The sequence below is a fragment of the Streptomyces sp. cmx-18-6 genome, assembly GCF_046548915.1.
Lineage (GTDB): Bacteria > Actinomycetota > Actinomycetes > Streptomycetales > Streptomycetaceae > Streptomyces.
The window spans coordinates 1-17,936 of the sequence record NZ_JAEBEP010000001.1 but is presented as its reverse complement, the minus strand read 5'-3'; the positions used below and the strand labels follow the sequence as shown (position 1 = coordinate 17,936).

Sequence of the window (17,936 nt, the reverse complement as noted above, 5' to 3'; positions counted from 1 at the left end):
CCTCGCCATGAACCTTGCCTTCATTCCCAGCCCGTCGACCGGTGTCCTCCAACTCGGACCGATCCCTCTGCGCGGCTACGCATTCTCGATCATCGTCGGGCTCTTCCTCGGCCTGTGGATTCTGAACCGCCGCTGGGTCGCCAGGGGAGGTAAGCACGGGACGAGCTGGGACATCGCCGTCTGGGCGATTCCCTTCGGCCTGATCGGCGGCCGTCTCTATCACGTGATCACCGACTACCAGCTGTACTTCGGTGAGGGCCGTGACTGGGTCGACTCCTTCAAGATCTGGGAAGGCGGTCTCGGCATCTGGGGCGCGGTCGCCCTCGGCGCCGTGGGCGCCTGGATCGGCTGTCGGCGGCGAGGCATCGCCCTGCCCCCCTTCGCCGACGCGGTGGCCCCCGCCCTCGCCGTGGCCCAGGCCATCGGCCGCTGGGGCAACTGGTTCAACCAGGAGCTGTACGGCAGGCCCACCGATCTGCCGTGGGCCGTCGAGATCAGCGAAGGGGCGAACCGGGTCGCCGACACGTACCACCCGACCTTCCTGTACGAGTCGCTGTGGTGCGTCGGCGTCGCCCTGCTGGTCATCTGGGCCGACCGCCGCTTCCGGCTGGGCCACGGCCGGGCGTTCGCGCTGTACGTCGCGGCGTACTGCGCGGGTCGCGGCTGGATCGAGTACATGCGGGTCGACGAGGCGCACCACATCCTGGGCGTCCGGCTGAACGTGTGGACCGCGATCATCGTCTTCCTGCTCGCCGTCGCCTACTTCGTGGTCTCCGCGAAGCTCCGCCCGGGCCGCGAGGAGATCGTCGAGCCCGACCGCGACGCCGAGACCGCCGGAACGGACGGGGCGGCGAGCGCCTCGGACGCACCGGAGAAGGACGTCGGCGCGGACGGCGACCAGCCGGAGGCGGACAGCGATCCGCTGAAGAAGACCGCACGGAAGCAGGACCCGCTGAAGAAGGACGTGCCGGAGAGGTCCGCGCCGGAGAAGGACGTGCCGGAGAAGTCCGCGCCGGGCGAGGACGCCCCGGACAGCGACGCCCCGGACAGCGACGCCCCGGACAGCGACGCGCCGGCCAAGGACTCCGCCCCCTCCGAGGCGGCCGACAAGGGCTGACCGCCCGCGCCCCGCACGGGGCGCCCCGCGATTCCCCCCGATCGCCGGGCGGACCTGAGAAACCTCAGGACCGCCCGGCGATCGCCAGTGTGCGGCGGGCCGACGCCACCACCGCCGCGTCCACGAACCGCCCGTCCGGCAGCGCCAGCGCCCCCGCCTCCACCGCCGACGCCGCGACGATCTCCTCCGCCGCCTCGATCTCCTCGGCGGTCGGCCGGAACGCCCGCTCGATCACCTCCAGCTGACGCGGATGGATCGCCGCCCGGCCCAGCAGCCCGAGCCCCCGCCCCCGTACGCACGAGGTCCACAGCCCGTCCAGGTCCCGGACGTCCGGGAAGACCGACTGGGCGGGCGGCGGCAGCGCGGCCGCCCGGGCCGCCACCACCAGCCGGCTGCGCGACCAGTCCAGCCCGCGGTCCTCCCGTACGCCCAGATCGGCCCGGAGATCCGCCTCGCCCAGCGCGACGCCCCGGACGGCGGGGTCGGCCGAGGCGATCGAGTACGCGTGCTCCACGGCGAGCGCCGACTCCAGCAGCGGATACAGCGGTACGCCGGGGGCCACCGCCGCCACATGGTGCACGGACACCGCGTGCGTGATCTTGGGCAGCCGGAACCCGGAGAGGCCGGGCAGCCCGGCCAGCGCCCGTACGTCCCCCTCGCCGTGCACCCGGACATGGACCGGTACGGCGTCGGGGGCGACGGTCACCGGGTCCGCGAGGAGCTCGGCGGTGGCCGCTCGCGCGTACTCCTTACGGTGCGGGGCCACCGCGTCCTCCAGGTCGACGATCACCACGTCGGCCCCGCAGCCCAGCGCCTTGGCCACCACCTCCGGCCGGTCCCCGGGGACGTACAGCCAGGTCAGCGGGGGCCGGCCGGGCAGCGGGGGAAGGCCGGCCCCGGGCGGGTCCACGACCACCGGGCCGGTCACAGCGCCCCCTGTTCGCGCAGCGCCGCGACCCGGTTCTCCGAGAGGCCGAGCCCGGCCAGGATCTCCTCGGTGTCCGCGCCGTGCGGGCGGCCCGCCCAGCGGATCGCGCCCGGGGTCCCGGAGAGCCGGAAGAGGACGTTCTGCATCCGCAGCGGCCCCAGCTCCGGGTCGTCGACCTCGGCGATGGAGCCCAGCGCCCGGTACTGCGGATCCTCCATCACCTCCCGTACGTCATGGATCGGCGCGACGGCCGCCTCCGCCTTCTCGAAGCCGTTGAGCACCTCCTCGCGACTGTGCCGGGAGATCCAGTGGCCGACCGCCTCGTCCAGCTCCTCCGTGTGCTCCGCCCGGGTGGTCCCGGCCGCGAACCACGGCTCCTCGATGAGGTCCGGGCGGCCGACCAGCCGCATCACCCGCTCCGCGACGGACTGGGCGGAGGTGGAGACCGCGACCCAGTGGCCGTCCGCGGTGCGGTAGGTGTTGCGGGGGGCGTTGTTGCGGGAGCGGTTGCCGGTGCGCGGCTGGACGTAACCGAGCTGGTCGTACCAGAGCGGCTGCGGGCCCAGCACCGTGAGGATCGGCTCGATGATCGCCAGGTCCACCACCTGCCCCCGGCCCGTCTTCTCCCGCCCCGCGAGCGCGGCCATCACCGCGTACGCCGTCGCCAGCGCCGCGATCGAGTCCGCGAGCCCGAACGGCGGCAGCGTCGGCGGCCCGTCCGGCTCCCCGGTCATCGCCGCGAACCCGCTCATCGCCTCGGCCAGCGTGCCGAATCCGGGGCGGTGCGCGTACGGCCCGAACTGGCCGAAACCGGTGACCCGCGCCAGCACCAGACGCGGGTTGACGGCGTGCAGCTCCTCGGGGCCCAGGCCCCAGCGCTCCAGCGTCCCCGGCCGGAAGTTCTCGACGATCACGTCGGTCTCGGCGGCCAGCCGGAGGAGCACGTCCCGGCCACCCGGGGCGGACAGGTCCAGGGTGAGGGTGCGCTTGTTGCGGCCGAGCAGCTTCCACCACAGGCCGACGCCGTCCTTGGCGGGGCCGTGGCCGCGCGAGGGGTCGGGCTTGCGGGGGTGCTCGACCTTGATCACATCCGCGCCGAAGTCCCCGAGCATGGTGGCGGCGAGCGGCCCGGCGAAGAGGGTGGCGAGGTCGACGACCTTCAGCCCGGTCAGGGGTCCGGCTTCCGTCGCCCCGGCCGGGGGGCCTGCTTCGGTCGTGCTCATACGGCATCCGCCTCGATCTCGCTCCGGTACGGCATGGACGTGGACGCGCCCGGCTTCTGGACGCACAGCGCGGCGGCCGAGGCCGCGAAGGCCAGCGCCTTCGCCACCGGCCGCCCCTCTCCGAGCGCCACCGCCAGCGCCCCGACGAAGGTGTCCCCGGCCCCGGTCGTGTCGACGGCCCGCACCTCGGGGGCCTCGAACAGCACCGGTTCGCCGCCCCGGGCCGCGTACAGGCATCCCTTCGCACCGAGCGTCACGATCACCTCGGGCACCTGCCGCAGCAGGATCTGCGCCGCCGCGTGCGGCTCGGCCTGCCCGGAGAGTTCGGCGGCCTCGTGCTCGTTGGGGACCAACAGGTCGATGTGGTCCCAGAGTTCATCGGGCAACGGCTGTACGGGGGAGGGGGTGAGGATGGTCCGTACGCCCTGGGACCTGGCGGCGCGGGCCCCCTCCACGACGGCGGAGAGCGGGAGTTCGAGCTGCATCAGCAGCAGATCGGCGGCGGCGATCGCCGCGATCTCGCCGGGCCCGAGCGCGGTGACGACGCCGTTCGCGCCGGGGACCACGACGATGGCGTTGGACCCGGAGTCGTCCACCACGATGTGCGCGGTGCCGCTGGGGCCCTCGGCGGTGTGCAGGAGATCGGTGTCCACCCCGGCGTGTTCGAGGCCGTCGCGCAACTGCCTGCCGTACGCGTCGTCGCCGACCGCGCCGATCATCGCCACCTCCCCGCCCGCGCGGGCGGCGGCGACGGCCTGGTTCGCCCCCTTGCCGCCGGGGATCGTCCGGAACTCCCGGCCGGTGACGGTCTCGCCGCGTTCCGGGGCGCGGGCGGTGTAGGCGACGAGGTCCATATTGGTGCTGCCGAGCACCGCGATACGGGTCATGGGCGCAGAGCCTCCTGGTGGGTCAGTGCGGCGAGGGTGTCGAACCCGGTGCGGTCGTAGCCGGGCACGGAGGTGGCGAGGCGGTTTTTCAGCGGGGCCGTCCAGTGGTCGGGCAGGGCGTCCGGGGCGCCCGCGAGCAGTCCGGCGAGCGAACCGGCGGTCGCCCCGTTGGAGTCGGTGTCCCAGCCGCCGGAGACCGCGAGGCCGATCGACCGGGTGAAGTCGCCGTCCGCGTGGGTGAGGGCGGCGGCGAGCAGCGCGGCGTTGGGCAGCACGTGTACCCAGTGGTGGGTGTCGGCATACGCGGCGTGCAGCCGGTCCACCACCACGTCGAACTCCCCCTCCGCACGGGCGGTTTCGACGCCGAGCCGGACCGCGCGGGCGTACCGCGACTGCGGCGGCACCACCCGCAGCCCGGCCGCCAGGCAGCCGTGGACATCGCTCTCCCCGCCCGCCGCGACGGCCAGGGCGGCCGCGGTGAACATCGCGCCGTAGACGCCGTTCGCGGTGTGGGTGAGGACCGCGTCGCGGTGGGCCTGGGCCGCTGCCCCGGCCGGGTCGCCGGGGTGGGTCCAGCCGTGCACGTCGGCCCGGATCTGGGCCCCGATCCACTCGCGGAACGGGTTGCGGAAGCGGGCCGTCTCCGGGGGCTCGACGCCCGCGAGGAGATTGCCGTACGCGATGCGCTCGGCGGTGAAGGTGCGGCCGGCCGGGAGCTCGTCGAGCCAGAGGCGGGCCAGGTCGGCGGTGGTGAAGTCGCGCCCGTGCCGCTGGAGCAGCAGCAGGGTGAGGAGGGGGTGATCGAGGTCGTCGTCCTCGGGCATGCCGTCGATGTTCTCGGCCAGGGAGGTGGGGGCCGAGCGGCGGTTCCAGGGGTGCGCGGCCAGCAGTTCCGGGGGCACCCCGTGGGCGGTGAACCAGGTCGTCGGGGGCCAGTTGCCGGCGGCGCGGGCCAGGGCGCGGATGCCGTACAGCGGCAGCTTCTCCACCGGCTTGCCGAGCAGACAGCCGGCCGCCCGGCCCAGCCAGGCCGCGTGCAGCCGGTCCCGGCCGACGACGGGCCGCCGGTCCCGGCCGACCGTGGTGGCCGCCTCGGGCGGGCCCGGCCAGTGCGGGCAGGCGGCCACGATCTCCGCCAGTTCGGTGGGCTCGTCGGCGGCCAACGGGGAGTCCAGCGAGGCGAGTTCGTCCAGCAGCTCACCGGCCAGCTCGCGCAGTCGCGGCGGCGCCGGCGGTTCGGACGCGCCCGCGCGGTCCGGGGCGGGGGAGCCCCCGGCCGCGTACCACCGCGCCTCGATCTCCCGCGCGTCCCGGCCGTCCTGCGCCGCCTGCCGCAGCTCGTGCCCGATCAGGTCCTCGGGCTGCACCCAGGTCAGCCGTACGCTCACCGCGCACCGGCCAGCGCGGCGAACGCCTCTTCGTGGGCGCGGCGGCGCTCCAGGTCCCGGGCGAAGACCTCCCGGGCCACCCGCGCCAGGGTCCGGCCCGGGGCGTGCAGGTCGAGCCGGCTCGCCTCGGCGACCGTGGCCGCCCAGTCGGCCGGGACCTCACCGCCCAGCGCGCCCGCGATCGCGCCGCTCATCGTGGCGATGGAGTCGCAGTCCCGCCCGTAGTTCACCGAACCGAGCACCGTACGCCGGTAGTCGCCGCCCCCGACCAGCAACATGCCGAGCGCTACGGGCAGTTCCTCGATGGCGTGCAGCCGGGAGGGGCGGCGGGCTCCGAGCGAGGGGCTGCGGTAGTCGGGGCCGACCGTGTCGAACGGCTCCACCGCCGCCCGCAGCGGGGCGAGCGCGGACTCGAAGTCGTCGTGGTGCGCGGCCGCTTCGCAGACCGCCTCGATCGCGGACCGGGTGCCGTCCTTCGCCAGGGCGAGGGCCGCGTCGACCACCGCGCCGGGCGTGGCCCCCGGACGGCAGGCGGCGGCGACGGCGGCTGCGAAGACCCCGGCGGCCTCCCGCCCGTAGGAGGACTGGTGGGGCGCGGCGATCTCCAGGGCCTCGGCGTACGCGGCCTCCGGGCAGGCGGCGTTGACCAGGCCGACCGGGGCCATGTACATCGCGGCCCCGCAGTTGACGATGTTGCCCGCACCGGCCTCGCGCGGGTCCACGTGCCCGTAGTGCAGCCGGGCCACGAGCCACTTCTCCGCCAGGAAGATCCGCTGGAGCGGCAGCGCCTCGGCCTCCAGCTCCGGGATCCAGCGGGGTGACAGGAGATCCGGGACGAGGTGGTCCGCGACGGCGTACGCGTCGAGGTGGTCGCGCACCCGGTCGTAGACCCGGACCAGGGCGTGGGTCATCAGGGTGTCGTCGGTGACGTGCCCGTCGCCCTTGTGGTACGGGGCGATGGGGCGCGCGGTGCGCCAGTTCTCGCCGTGCCAGGGGCCGACGATCCCGGTCACCCGGCCGCCGTGGCGCTCGGCGATCTGCTCGGGGGTCCAGCCCTCGACCGGACCGCCGAGGGCGTCTCCCACCGCCGCGCCGACGAGGGCCCGGGTGATGCGTTCATCGAGTCCGGGCGGGGTCCGCTGTGCGGTGCCGGTACGGGGGGTGGGCTCGGCTGTCGTGGCCGTTGTGGGCGTCATGCCGGAATTGTCCACCCGGGGCGGCCGGTTCCGTGGCTGCCAGCAGCCCGGCGAGTTCGATCAGGTCCGTGCCCGCGAACCGGGGCAGCGCACACCCCGCGAGCGTCCGGCACGCCTCGCGCCACCCCGCCGGTACGGCGGTGACCGAGCCGATCGCCCCGGTGAGCGCCCCGGCCAGGGCGGGCGCGGAGTCCGCGACCCGGGAGAGGCAGGCGGCGGCCGGGATCGCCTGGGCGATCTCGCCCCGGGCGGCGGTGGCCAGGGCGAGGGCGACGGGCACGGTCTCGGCCGCCGCGATGCCGTAGCTGTAGACGTGGTCCACGATCTGGTGCTCCAGCACCGGGACCAGGGCGAACGCCCCGGCCGGCTCGTCCGCGAACTCCCGGGCCAGGCGGACCGCGTGCACGGCGTTGCGGGCGATCTCGGTGCCTTCGGGGAGCTGGGCGAGCGCGGCGTTCACCACCGTGTCGACGTCCGCCCCGGCCAGCGCCACGGCGATCGCGGCGGCCACGGCCCGCGCCCCGTGCACCCCGTCGCCGTCCTGGGTGTACCGGGCGTCGAACTCCGCGAGCGCCGCCGCCTCCCGGGGGTCGCCCGGGTGGACGACGGCGAGGACGGCGGCCCGTACGCAGGCGGCGTCGTCGAAGTAGTGCGGGTTGTCGTGCCCGGTGGCGGGCGGCCGCAGCCCGGCGGCCAGGTTGCCGAGCCCGGCCCGTACCGAGATCCGGGCGCGCAGCGGGAGCACCGCCGCCTCCACCTCGGGGGCCCGGGCGCTCGCGGCGGCGACGGCGGCGGCCAGCGCGTTCCAGGCCCGGTCCACCGCGTCCCGCGTCCGGCGGCCGGGGGGCAGGCCGGACGCGTCGTCGGCGGCCGCCGCCAGCACCGTACCGGCGGCGAACGCGGCCCACTCGGCGTCGTCGGACGGGCCGAGCCGCAGGGGTTCGGGCGGCTGGTTGAGGGCGATGGGCACGGGGAGCGTGGTGGTGGCGTTCTGCTCGGCGAAGGTGTCCAGCTCGCGGGTGAGCCGCCGGGTCCACTCGGGCATCCGGGCCGCCCGGTGCCGTGCGGCGGGCCACCCGGCGGCGTCCCCGGAGGCCAGCCCGAGGAGCAGGCCCTCGATCCGGGCGCGGCGGGAGGGGGCGGCGGCCCCGGGCGTCGCGGCCGGGCGTTCCGTCGTCATCGCCGGTCCTCCCGTACGGGCTCGAAGGAGGCGGCCACGGACGCCAGGTGCCGGCCCCGTACGGCGGAAGGCTCACGCCCGCCGGCCTGCCCCTGCCCCTGAACGCCTTCCGTGCCTTCCGCGCCCTCCGGCGTCAGCAGGTCCGCGATGTCCAGCACGTGGTAGCCGCGCATCGAGGGCAGACAGCTTCCCCGGACCGGTCCGATCGCCGCCGCCCAGTCCGGCGGGATCGCGCCCGCCCCGTGCAGCGCCCCGGCCAGGGACCCCGCCACCGCCGCCGTCGTATCCGCGTCCCGCCCCATGTTCACGGCCGTCAGCACCGCCGTACGGAAGTCGCCCCGGGCCGCCGTGAAGGCCCCGAACGCCAGGCCCACCGCCTCCGGCGCGAGGTCCGTCCACGGGTAGCCGCCGATCACCACCGCCGAACGCACCGCCCGCTCCATCGTCAGCCGGTCCGGGTACGGGCGCTGGGCCGCCGCCACCGCACGGCGCAGCGAGCGGGCCGTCCAGGAGTCCATCGGGACCACCGACAGCGCGGCCGCGATCACCGAGGCGAGGCCCGCGCCGACCATCGCCGCCGCCACCCCGGCCGCCACCGCCTGGCCCCCGTAGATGCCCTCGCCCTCATGGCTCACCCGGCCGTCCACCGCCACCAGCCGGGCCGCCTCGGCGGGGCGGCCCGCCGCGAACACCCCGAAGGGGGCCGCCCGCATCGCCAGGCCGTCGCTCCAGGCGTGCCGGTGCTGGGCGGAGATCGGCGCGGCGAGGCCCCGGCGCAGGTTCTCCAGGGTGCCGCGCTCGCTGAAACCGGCCCCCCGGAACGGGCCCTCGTCCAGATCGGCGATCCAGTGGTGCCAGGCCCGCTCCACGTGGGAGACGGTGAGCGCGGAGCCGTGCCGGGCCAGCAGCAGCCCGGAGAAGATCGCGTACTCCGTGTCGTCGGTCCCCGCCGGGTCCTCGCTCACGAACCCTTCGATCCGCCCCCAGCGGCGGCGGATCTCCGAGGGCCGCAGGTTCTCCGCCGGTGCCCCGAGCGCGTCCCCGACCGCGAGTCCCAGCAGCGCACCCCTGGCCCGGTCCTTGCCGCCGGTCGTCTCCATCGCGTCGCCCTTCCGCTCGTCCGGCGAGTCCGTCTCCGGGGCCCGCTCGCCGGGGCCCTGTCCGCATCTGTCCCACGCGGAGGCCGGTCGGAGCCGGAACGGCGGCAGAAAGGGGCCGGTCGGATGACGGCGCGGACAGTCGAGGCGGGCCTTTCTTCGCAGGTCGGAGCGGCGGTAAGGCAGTACTGCCTTCCTGGCGGCGGTCGCTCGTCCGGCGTACTTTGGACTTTGTCGAAAGTTGTACGGAGAACGGTCCGGCGGGGTGACGTCCGCCGGGAGAGCAAGGGGAGACGCACGCTGTGGCCATCATCGAGACCGACGCCGTCCTGCACGAGGCGCACCGGGACAACCACACCCACCGGGATGTGAACGGCGGCTGGCTGCGCCCGGCCGTCTTCGGCGCCATGGACGGACTGGTCTCCAACCTCGCCCTGATGACCGGGGTCGCGGGCGGCGCCCTCTCCCAGCAGACCATCGTGATCACCGGGCTCGCGGGCCTGGCCGCCGGGGCCTTCTCCATGGCGGCCGGCGAGTACACCTCCGTCGCCTCCCAGCGCGAGCTGGTCGAGGCCGAGCTCGACGTCGAGCGCCGGGAGCTCCGTAAGCACCCCAAGGACGAGATGGCGGAGCTCGCCGCCCTCTACGAGTCGCGCGGGGTCGACGCCCCGCTGGCCCGCGAGGTGGCCCGGCAGCTGTCCCGCGACCCGGAACAGGCCCTGGAGATCCACGCCCGCGAGGAGCTCGGCGTCGACCCGGGCGACCTGCCCTCGCCGCTGGTCGCCGCCGTCTCCTCCTTCGGGGCTTTCGCGCTCGGGGCGCTGCTGCCCGTCCTGCCCTATCTCCTCGGGGCGAGCGTGCTGTGGCCCTCGGTGCTCCTCGCGCTGGCCGGCCTGTTCGGCTGCGGCGCGGTGGTGGCCCGGGTGACGGCCCGCAGCTGGTGGTTCAGCGGGCTGCGGCAGCTCGCGCTGGGCGGTGCGGCGGCGGCGCTGACGTACGGGCTGGGCACGCTGTTCGGCGTGGCGGTCGGCTGACCCGGGGATGGGGGAGGCGGCCGGCTGACCCGGCGGGGCTGACTGAGGGGGTGGCGGGCGGCGTAACGCGACCGCCCGGACGGCTCAACGGTGCGGCAACCCGTGTGACGTACGTCTTGGCGCCGCCCCCTGGGCGGGACGGGACGCGCAGCCGTAAAATGAGACTCTATGCAGGGCTGCACATAAGTAGCCGTTACTCGGTGGTTTCGTTTCCTTTGCCGCCGGGCATGAGCCGTAGGGCACCGCAGGCAACGACGCCTGCTCTCTGCGAGTCCCCGGGCGCCGATCCGTCCGACAGCGGCCCGCCCCCTGGTCCACCGGTCGCCTCTGGTCACCCAGTCACCTCCGGTCACCACGGTGTCCGTATGTTGGAATGAGCCTTCCGCTTCTTGAGAAGCGCCCCATCATGTAACCTGCACGAAATTTCGCAGAGGGCCAACGTCGTCCCTCGGCACCGCAAATGCCACGACGACGACGGGAGAGCCGATGCGTATCGACGCCTGGTCGCCCATGGACGGTCGCCCCGCCCAGCAGGGGATGTACGACCCCCGTAACGAGCACGACGCCTGTGGCGTCGGGTTCGTGGCCACTCTGACCGGTGTGGCCAGCCATGAGCTGGTCGAGCAGGCGCTGACCGTACTGCGCAATCTCGAACACCGCGGCGCCACCGGCTCCGAGCCCGACTCCGGCGACGGCGCCGGCATCCTCTGCCAGGTCCCCGACGCCTTCCTGCGCGCCGAGACCCCCTTCGAACTTCCCGAGGCCGGCGCCTACGCCGTGGGCATCGCCTTCCTCCCCGCCGACGACTCCATCGAGGCGGTCCGCACGATCGAGGAGATCGCCGCGCAGGAGGGCCTGACGGTCCTCGGCTGGCGCGAGGTCCCGGTCACCCCCGCACTTCTCGGCAACGGCGCACGCGCCACCATGCCCGAGTTCCGCCAGGTCTTCGTCGCGGACGGCGAGTCCACCGGCATCGTCCTGGACCGCAAGGCGTTCGTCCTGCGCAAGCGCGCCGAGCGTGAGGCCGGGGTGTACTTCCCCTCGCTCTCCGCCCGCACCGTCGTCTACAAGGGTATGCTCACCACCGGGCAGCTGGAGCCGTTCTTCCCGGACCTCTCCGACCGCCGCTTCGCCTCCACCGTCGCGCTGGTCCACTCCCGCTTCTCGACCAACACCTTCCCGAGCTGGCCGCTGGCACACCCGTACCGCTTCGTCGCGCACAACGGCGAGATCAACACGGTCAAGGGCAACCGCAACTGGATGAAGGCCCGCGAGTCCCAGCTCGCCTCCGACCTCTTCGGCTCCGAGCAGCTCGACCGGATCTTCCCCGTCTGCACCCCGGACGCCTCCGACTCCGCCTCCTTCGACGAGGTCCTGGAGCTGCTGCACCTCGGCGGGCGCTCGCTGCCGCACTCGGTGCTGATGATGGTGCCCGAGGCGTGGGAGAACCACGACTCGATGGACCCGGCCCGGCGCGCGTTCTACCAGTACCACGCGACGATGATGGAGCCCTGGGACGGCCCCGCCTGCGTCACCTTCACCGACGGCGTCCAGGTCGGCGCGGTCCTCGACCGCAACGGTCTGCGCCCCGGCCGCTACTGGGTCACCGACGACGGCCTCGTCGTCCTCTCCTCCGAGGTCGGCGTCCTCGACATCGACCCCGCGAAGGTCGTCCGCAAGGGCCGCCTCCAGCCCGGCAAGATGTTCCTCGTCGACACCGCCGAGCACCGCATCATCGAGGACGACGAGATCAAGGCGTCCCTCGCCGCCGAGCAGCCGTACCAGGAGTGGCTGGAGACCGGCGAGATCGGCCTCGGCGACCTGCCCGAGCGCGAGCACATCGTGCACACCCACGCCTCGGTCACCCGCCGCCAGCAGACCTTCGGCTACACCGAGGAGGAGCTCCGCATCCTCCTCGCGCCGATGGCCCGCACCGCCGGCGAACCGCTGGGCTCCATGGGCACCGACTCGCCGATCGCCGCGCTCTCCGAGCGCCCCCGGCTGCTGTTCGACTACTTCACCCAGCTCTTCGCCCAGGTCACCAACCCGCCGCTGGACGCCATCCGCGAGGAGCTCGTCACCTCGCTGCGCTCCTCGCTGGGCCCCCAGGGCAACATCCTGGAGCCGACCGCCGCCGCGTGTCGCAGCGTCACGCTGCCGTTCCCGGTGATCGACAACGACGAGCTCGCCAAGCTGATACACATCAACGCGGACGGCGACATGCCGGGCATGAAGGCCGCGACCCTCGCCGGCCTCTACCGGGTCGGCGGCGGCGGTGACGCCCTGGCCGCGCGGATCGAGGAGATCTGCGCCGAGGTCGACGCCGCCATAGAGGACGGCGCACGCCTCATCGTCCTCTCCGACCGGCACTCCGACGCCGAGCACGCCCCGATCCCCTCGCTGCTGCTCACCTCCGCCGTCCACCACCACCTCATCCGCACCAAGCAGCGCACCCAGGTGGGCCTGCTGGTCGAGGCGGGGGACGTCCGCGAGGTCCACCACGTCGCCCTGCTCATCGGCTACGGCGCCGCCGCGGTCAACCCGTACCTGGCGATGGAGTCCGTCGAGGACCTGGTCCGCGCCGGCACGTTCATCGAGACCACCGAGAACATGGACGCCGAGCAGGCCATCCGGAACCTGATCCACGCGCTCGGCAAGGGCGTCCTGAAGGTCATGTCCAAGATGGGCATCTCCACCGTCGCCTCCTACCGGGGCGCGCAGGTCTTCGAGGCCGTGGGCCTGGACGACGCGTTCGTCGCGACGTACTTCAACGGCACCGCCACCAAGATCGGCGGCGCGGGCCTGGAGGTCGTCGCCAAGGAGGTCGCCGCCCGGCACACCAAGGCGTACCCCGCCTCCGGCATCGCGGCCTCGCACCGCGCGCTGGAGATCGGCGGCGAGTACCAGTGGCGCCGCGAGGGCGAGCCGCACCTCTTCGACCCGGAGACGGTCTTCCGCCTCCAGCACGCCACCCGCAACCGGCGCTACGACATCTTCAAGCAGTACACGGACCGGGTGAACGAGCAGTCCGAGCGCCTGATGACGCTCCGCGGCCTGTTCGGCTTCACCTCCGGCCGGGCCCCGATCTCCATCGACGAGGTCGAGCCCGCCTCCGAGATCGTCAAGCGGTTCTCCACCGGCGCCATGTCGTACGGCTCCATCTCCCGCGAGGCGCACGAGACGCTCGCCATCGCGATGAACCAGCTCGGCGGCAAGTCCAACACCGGCGAGGGCGGCGAGGACCCCGACCGCCTGTACGACCCGGCGCGCCGCTCCTCCATCAAGCAGGTCGCCTCCGGCCGCTTCGGCGTGACCAGCGAATACCTGGTCAACGCGGACGACATCCAGATCAAGATGGCCCAGGGCGCGAAGCCCGGCGAGGGCGGCCAGCTGCCCGGCCACAAGGTCTACCCGTGGGTCGCCAAGACGCGTCACTCGACGCCCGGCGTCGGCCTCATCTCGCCGCCGCCGCACCACGACATCTACTCCATCGAAGACCTCGCGCAGCTCATCCACGACCTGAAGAACGCCAACCCCGCGGCCCGCATCCACGTGAAGCTGGTCTCCGAGGTCGGCGTCGGCACGGTCGCCGCCGGTGTCTCCAAGGCGCACGCGGACGTCGTCCTCATCTCCGGCCACGACGGCGGAACGGGCGCGTCCCCGCTCACCTCCCTCAAGCACGCGGGCGGCCCCTGGGAGCTCGGCCTCGCCGAGACCCAGCAGACGCTGCTGCTCAACGGGCTGCGCGACCGGATCGTCGTCCAGACGGACGGCCAGCTCAAGACCGGCCGCGACGTCGTCATCGCCGCGCTCCTCGGCGCCGAGGAGTTCGGTTTCGCGACCGCGCCGCTCGTCGTCTCCGGCTGCGTCATGATGCGCGTCTGCCACCTGGACACCTGCCCGGTCGGCATCGCCACCCAGAACCCGGTCCTGCGCGACCGGTTCTCCGGCAAGGCCGAGTACGTCGTCAACTTCTTCGAGTTCATCGCCGAAGAGGTCCGCGAGATCCTCGCCGAGCTGGGTTTCCGCACCATCGAGGAAGCGGTCGGCCACGCCGAGCTCCTCGACACCGACCGGGCCATCACCCACTGGAAGGCGCAGGGCCTCGACCTGGCTCCGCTCTTCCACGTCCCCGAGCTGCCCGAGGGCGCGGTCCGCCACCGGATCGTCGAGCAGGACCACGGTCTGACGAAGGCGCTCGACAACCAGCTGATCAAGCTGGCCGCCGACGCCCTCGGAGCCGACAGCGCCGAGACCGCCCAGCCGGTCCGCGCGCAGGTCGCGATCCGCAACATCAACCGGACGGTCGGCACCATGCTCGGCCACGAGGTGACCAAGAAGTTCGGCGGTCCGGGCCTGCCCGAGAACACCATCGACATCACCTTCACCGGCTCGGCCGGCCAGTCCTTCGGCGCGTTCCTGCCGCGCGGGGTCACCCTGCGCCTGGAGGGCGACGCCAACGACTACGTCGGCAAGGGCCTCTCCGGCGGCCGCGTCGTCGTCCGCCCCGACCGGGGCGCCGACCACCTCGCCGAGTACTCCACCATCGCCGGCAACACCATCGGCTACGGCGCGACCGGCGGCGAGGTCTTCCTCCGGGGCCGCACCGGCGAGCGCTTTTGCGTCCGCAACTCCGGGGCGCTCGTCGTCTCCGAGGGCGTGGGCGACCACGGCTGCGAGTACATGACCGGCGGCCACGCCGTCGTCCTCGGCGAGACCGGACGCAACTTCGCCGCCGGCATGTCGGGCGGCGTCGCCTACGTCATCGACCTGAACCGCGACAACGTCAACGTCGGCAACCTCGGCGCGATCGAGGAACTGGCCGACACCGACAAGCGGTGGCTGCACGACGTCGTGCGCCGCCACCAGGAGGAGACCGGCTCCACCGTCGCGGAGAAGCTCCTCGCCGAGTGGGACACCGCCGTGGCCCGCTTCAGCAAGATCATCCCGTCCACGTACAAGGCAGTGCTCGCCGCCAAGGACGCCGCTGAGCTCGCCGGTCTCTCCGAGCAGGAGACCACCGAGAAGATGATGGAGGCGGCGACCCATGGCTGACCCCAAGGGCTTCCTGACCACCGGACGCGAGGTCGCCCAGACCCGCCCCGTGGCCGAGCGCGTCAAGGACTGGAACGAGGTCTACGTTCCGGGCTCGCTGCTCCCGATCATCAGCAAGCAGGCCGGCCGCTGCATGGACTGCGGCATCCCGTTCTGCCACAACGGCTGTCCGCTCGGAAACCTCATCCCCGAGTGGAACGACTACGCCTACCGCGAGGACTGGACCGCGGCCTCCGAGCGGCTGCACGCCACGAACAACTTCCCGGAGTTCACCGGGCGGCTGTGCCCGGCCCCCTGCGAGTCGGCGTGCGTGCTCGGCATCAACCAGCCGGCCGTCACCATCAAGAACGTCGAAGTCTCCATCATCGACAAGGCGTGGGACAGCGGCGACGTCACCCCGCAGCCGCCCGAGCGCCTCTCCGGCAAGACCGTCGCCGTCATCGGCTCGGGCCCGGCGGGACTCGCCGCCGCCCAGCAGCTGACCCGGGCCGGCCACACCGTCGTGGTCTACGAGCGCGCGGACCGCATCGGGGGCCTCCTCCGCTACGGCATCCCCGAGTTCAAGATGGAGAAGTCGCACATCAACCGCCGCATCGAGCAGATGCGCCTGGAAGGCACCAAGTTCCGTACGGAGGTGGAGATCGGCAAGGACATCGACGCCGCCAAGCTCCGCCGCCGCTACGACGCGGTCGTCATCGCGGCCGGTGCGACCGTCTCCCGCGACCTGCCGGTCCCCGGCCGTGAGCTCGGCGGCATCCACTTCGCGATGGAGTACCTGCCGCTCGCCAACAAGGTGCAGGAGGGCGACCTGACCGTCGCCCCGATCCACGCCGGCGGCAAGCACGTCGTGGTCATCGGCGGCGGCGACACCGGCGCGGACTGCGTGGGCACCGCCCACCGCCAGGGCGCGGCCTCCGTCACCCAGCTGGAGATCATGCCGAAGCCGGGCGAGGAGCGGAACGCCAACCAGCCGTGGCCGACCTTCCCGATGCTCTACAAGGTCACCTCCGCGCACGAGGAGGGCGGCGAGCGGGTCTACGCCGTCTCGACCACCCACTTCGAGGGCGACGAGGACGGGAACGTCGCGGCCCTCCACCTGGTCGAGGTCGAGTTCAAGGACGGTAAGCTGGAGCAGAAGCCCGGCACGGAGCGGCGCATCCCCGCGCAGCTCGTCACCCTCGCCATGGGCTTCACCGGAACCGACCAGTCCAACGGTCTGGTCCAGCAGTTCGGCCTGGAGCTCGACCAGCGCGGCAACGTGGACCGCGACGAGAACTACGCGACCAACGTCGACGGCGTCTACGTCGCCGGGGACGCGGGCCGCGGCCAGTCGCTCATCGTCTGGGCGATCGCCGAGGGCCGCTCCGCCGCCCGCGGCGTGGACCGCTTCCTGACCGGGACCAGCGCCCTGCCGGCCCCGATCCGCCCGACGGACCGGTCCCTGCTGGTCTGAGCTTCACCCGGGTTCCTCCCGGGTCCGCACCGCCCGGGCACCCCGGGTCTGCACCACCCGGGTTCCCCCTGGGCCACGCGGCCCGGGGGTGAGCCCCCAGACACGTCCCGTACAACGGCGTACGGAACTGAACGCGGCGCCTGCCCGTCCCCGACCGGACACCAGCGGGCGCCGTGGCGCGTCCGGGGCCGGTTTCCCCGGAGGGCCTCAGCCGCCCAGCCGGACCGCGCCGCCCGTCAGCTCCGCGGTCCTCACCGCCACCGCCACCGCGAACAGGCCCACCAGCACCGCCCCGCCCGCCAGCTGGGCCGGCCAGGTCCGCAGCTTCGCGGGCGCGTAGGCGAGCCCGTACGTCACCAGCGCCCCGGTCAGCAGCCCGCCCAGGTGCCCCTGCCACGAGGCGAACAGGGCCGAGAGCACCATCCAGAGCAGGAACCCCGCCATGAACCGGTTGACCGCCCCCATGTCATGGCCCAGCCGCCGGTTGATCACCCAGTACGCGGCGGCCAGCCCGAAGACCGCACCGGACGCGCCGACCGTCGAGGTGTCCGGGGCCAGCAGGTACACCGCGACGGAACCGCCCACGGCCGCCAGCAGATACAGCGCCAGATAGCGCGCCCGGCCGAGCTGCCCCTCCACCGCCCGGCCGATGTTCCACAGCGCGAACATGTTGAACACCAGGTGCATCACCCCGAACGACGTGTCCGGCGGCAGATGCAGGAACGCCCCCGTCACCAGCCGGTACCACTCGCCGTCCGCGATGCCCGTCAGCTCGTACCCGGCGAACGTGTCGCCCCGGTAGTAGTACTGCGCACCGTCCGGCCCGGTCAGCGCGGCTCCGAGCACCGCGAACCGGTCCACGATCTCCGGCCGGACCACCTCGCCCAGATACGCCAGGATGTTCAGCGCCATCAGGACGTACGTCACGACCGGAGCCGTCGCCCCGGACACCGCGCCGCCGAAGACGGTCCGGGCCCGCCGCACCGAGCGCCGCCCCTCCTTCACGCACTCCACGCAGTGGTAGCCGACCGCGGCCTCACGCATGCAGTCCGGGCAGATGGCGCGCTCGCAGCGGGTGCAGCGCACATACGTCTCGTACGACGGATGGCGGTAACACGTGGTGGCGGCGGCCTCCATGACCGGCTCCTTCACTGGGCGAGTGTGCTGCGGGGCCGGTGTGGGCGGCGGCGATCAAGATAGCGAACCGGTACGGGAGTCCCCGGGGCCGGGGGCCCCGCCGTGGCCTACCCTCTAGGTGTGTGGTTCGGACAGGTTGGTGACGCGGCTGGCGGGTGGCTGGCCCCCGATTCCGGTGTGGGGTCGGTGGTAGTTGTACCAGTGCAGCCAGTCGGTGAATGCTTCCATCCGGTCCAGGTCT

Annotated in this window: 12 protein-coding genes and 2 pseudogenes; 4 read left to right on the top strand and 10 right to left on the bottom strand. The window is 73.4% G+C overall.

Annotated features, from left to right (window positions below; all coding sequences use genetic code 11):
* The first annotated feature begins 7 nt into the window (after window positions 1–7).
* A complete protein-coding gene (gene lgt, locus ACLJPL_RS00070) occupies window positions 8–1,117 on the top strand; it encodes a prolipoprotein diacylglyceryl transferase (RefSeq protein WP_411078546.1) in 1,110 nt (369 codons plus the stop codon).
* Here the strand turns inward: lgt and ACLJPL_RS00065 are convergent.
* The 8 genes and pseudogenes from ACLJPL_RS00065 to ACLJPL_RS00030 all read right to left on the bottom strand — a co-directional run.
* Window positions 1,012–1,416: pseudogene (locus ACLJPL_RS00065) on the bottom strand (pentapeptide repeat-containing protein); the annotation flags it as partial. The gene lgt and the pseudogene ACLJPL_RS00065 sit on opposite strands and share 106 nt — an antisense overlap.
* Window positions 1,377–2,027 (bottom strand): annotated as a pseudogene (locus ACLJPL_RS00060) (HpcH/HpaI aldolase/citrate lyase family protein); the annotation flags it as partial. The pseudogenes ACLJPL_RS00060 and ACLJPL_RS00065, both read right to left, overlap by 40 nt.
* A 14-nt stretch (window positions 2,028–2,041) precedes the next feature.
* On the bottom strand, window positions 2,042–3,268 hold the full coding sequence (locus ACLJPL_RS00055) for a CaiB/BaiF CoA transferase family protein (protein WP_411078545.1): 1,227 nt from the start codon (window positions 3,266–3,268) through the stop codon (window positions 2,042–2,044).
* Window positions 3,265–4,155 carry a ribokinase gene (rbsK, locus tag ACLJPL_RS00050; RefSeq protein WP_411078544.1) on the bottom strand — a complete coding sequence of 297 codons (891 nt, stop codon included), beginning with the start codon at window positions 4,153–4,155 and terminating at the stop codon, window positions 3,265–3,267. Before rbsK ends, ACLJPL_RS00055 begins: the two co-directional genes overlap by 4 nt.
* On the bottom strand, window positions 4,152–5,543 hold the full coding sequence (locus ACLJPL_RS00045; RefSeq protein WP_411078543.1) for an ADP-ribosylglycohydrolase family protein: 1,392 nt from the start codon (window positions 5,541–5,543) through the stop codon (window positions 4,152–4,154). Before ACLJPL_RS00045 ends, rbsK begins: the two co-directional genes overlap by 4 nt.
* Window positions 5,540–6,739 carry an ADP-ribosylglycohydrolase family protein gene (locus ACLJPL_RS00040; RefSeq protein WP_411078542.1) on the bottom strand — a complete coding sequence of 400 codons (1,200 nt, stop codon included), beginning with the start codon at window positions 6,737–6,739 and terminating at the stop codon, window positions 5,540–5,542. Before ACLJPL_RS00040 ends, ACLJPL_RS00045 begins: the two co-directional genes overlap by 4 nt.
* Window positions 6,660–7,919 (bottom strand): ADP-ribosylglycohydrolase family protein, encoded by a 1,260-nt coding sequence (locus tag ACLJPL_RS00035; protein WP_411078541.1) that lies wholly within the window; start codon window positions 7,917–7,919, stop codon window positions 6,660–6,662. The genes ACLJPL_RS00040 and ACLJPL_RS00035 overlap by 80 nt, the downstream gene beginning before the upstream one ends.
* Window positions 7,916–9,019, bottom strand: coding sequence for an ADP-ribosylglycohydrolase family protein (locus ACLJPL_RS00030; protein ID WP_411078540.1), 1,104 nt, complete (start codon window positions 9,017–9,019; stop codon window positions 7,916–7,918). Before ACLJPL_RS00030 ends, ACLJPL_RS00035 begins: the two co-directional genes overlap by 4 nt.
* Before the next feature lie 299 nt (window positions 9,020–9,318).
* Between ACLJPL_RS00030 and ACLJPL_RS00025 the strand changes: the two genes are divergently transcribed.
* From ACLJPL_RS00025 to ACLJPL_RS00015, 3 genes are all read left to right on the top strand, one after another.
* On the top strand, window positions 9,319–10,050 hold the full coding sequence (locus tag ACLJPL_RS00025) for a VIT1/CCC1 transporter family protein (RefSeq protein ID WP_411078539.1): 732 nt from the start codon (window positions 9,319–9,321) through the stop codon (window positions 10,048–10,050).
* Between the two features lie 486 nt (window positions 10,051–10,536).
* On the top strand, window positions 10,537–15,105 hold the full coding sequence (gene gltB, locus ACLJPL_RS00020; protein WP_411078538.1) for a glutamate synthase large subunit: 4,569 nt from the start codon (window positions 10,537–10,539) through the stop codon (window positions 15,103–15,105).
* Window positions 15,098–16,558 (top strand): glutamate synthase subunit beta, encoded by a 1,461-nt coding sequence (locus ACLJPL_RS00015; protein ID WP_411078537.1) that lies wholly within the window; start codon window positions 15,098–15,100, stop codon window positions 16,556–16,558. The genes gltB and ACLJPL_RS00015 overlap by 8 nt, the downstream gene beginning before the upstream one ends.
* 207 nt (window positions 16,559–16,765) lie before the next feature.
* On the opposite strand, the gene ACLJPL_RS00010 is transcribed toward ACLJPL_RS00015, so the two are convergent.
* Both ACLJPL_RS00010 and ACLJPL_RS00005 read right to left on the bottom strand, forming a co-directional pair.
* Window positions 16,766–17,695 carry a rhomboid family intramembrane serine protease gene (locus ACLJPL_RS00010; RefSeq protein WP_411079415.1) on the bottom strand — a complete coding sequence of 310 codons (930 nt, stop codon included), beginning with the start codon at window positions 17,693–17,695 and terminating at the stop codon, window positions 16,766–16,768.
* 114 nt (window positions 17,696–17,809) lie between these two features.
* On the bottom strand, window positions 17,810–17,936 hold a 127-nt coding region (locus ACLJPL_RS00005; protein ID WP_411079414.1), incomplete at its 5' end, for an integrase core domain-containing protein.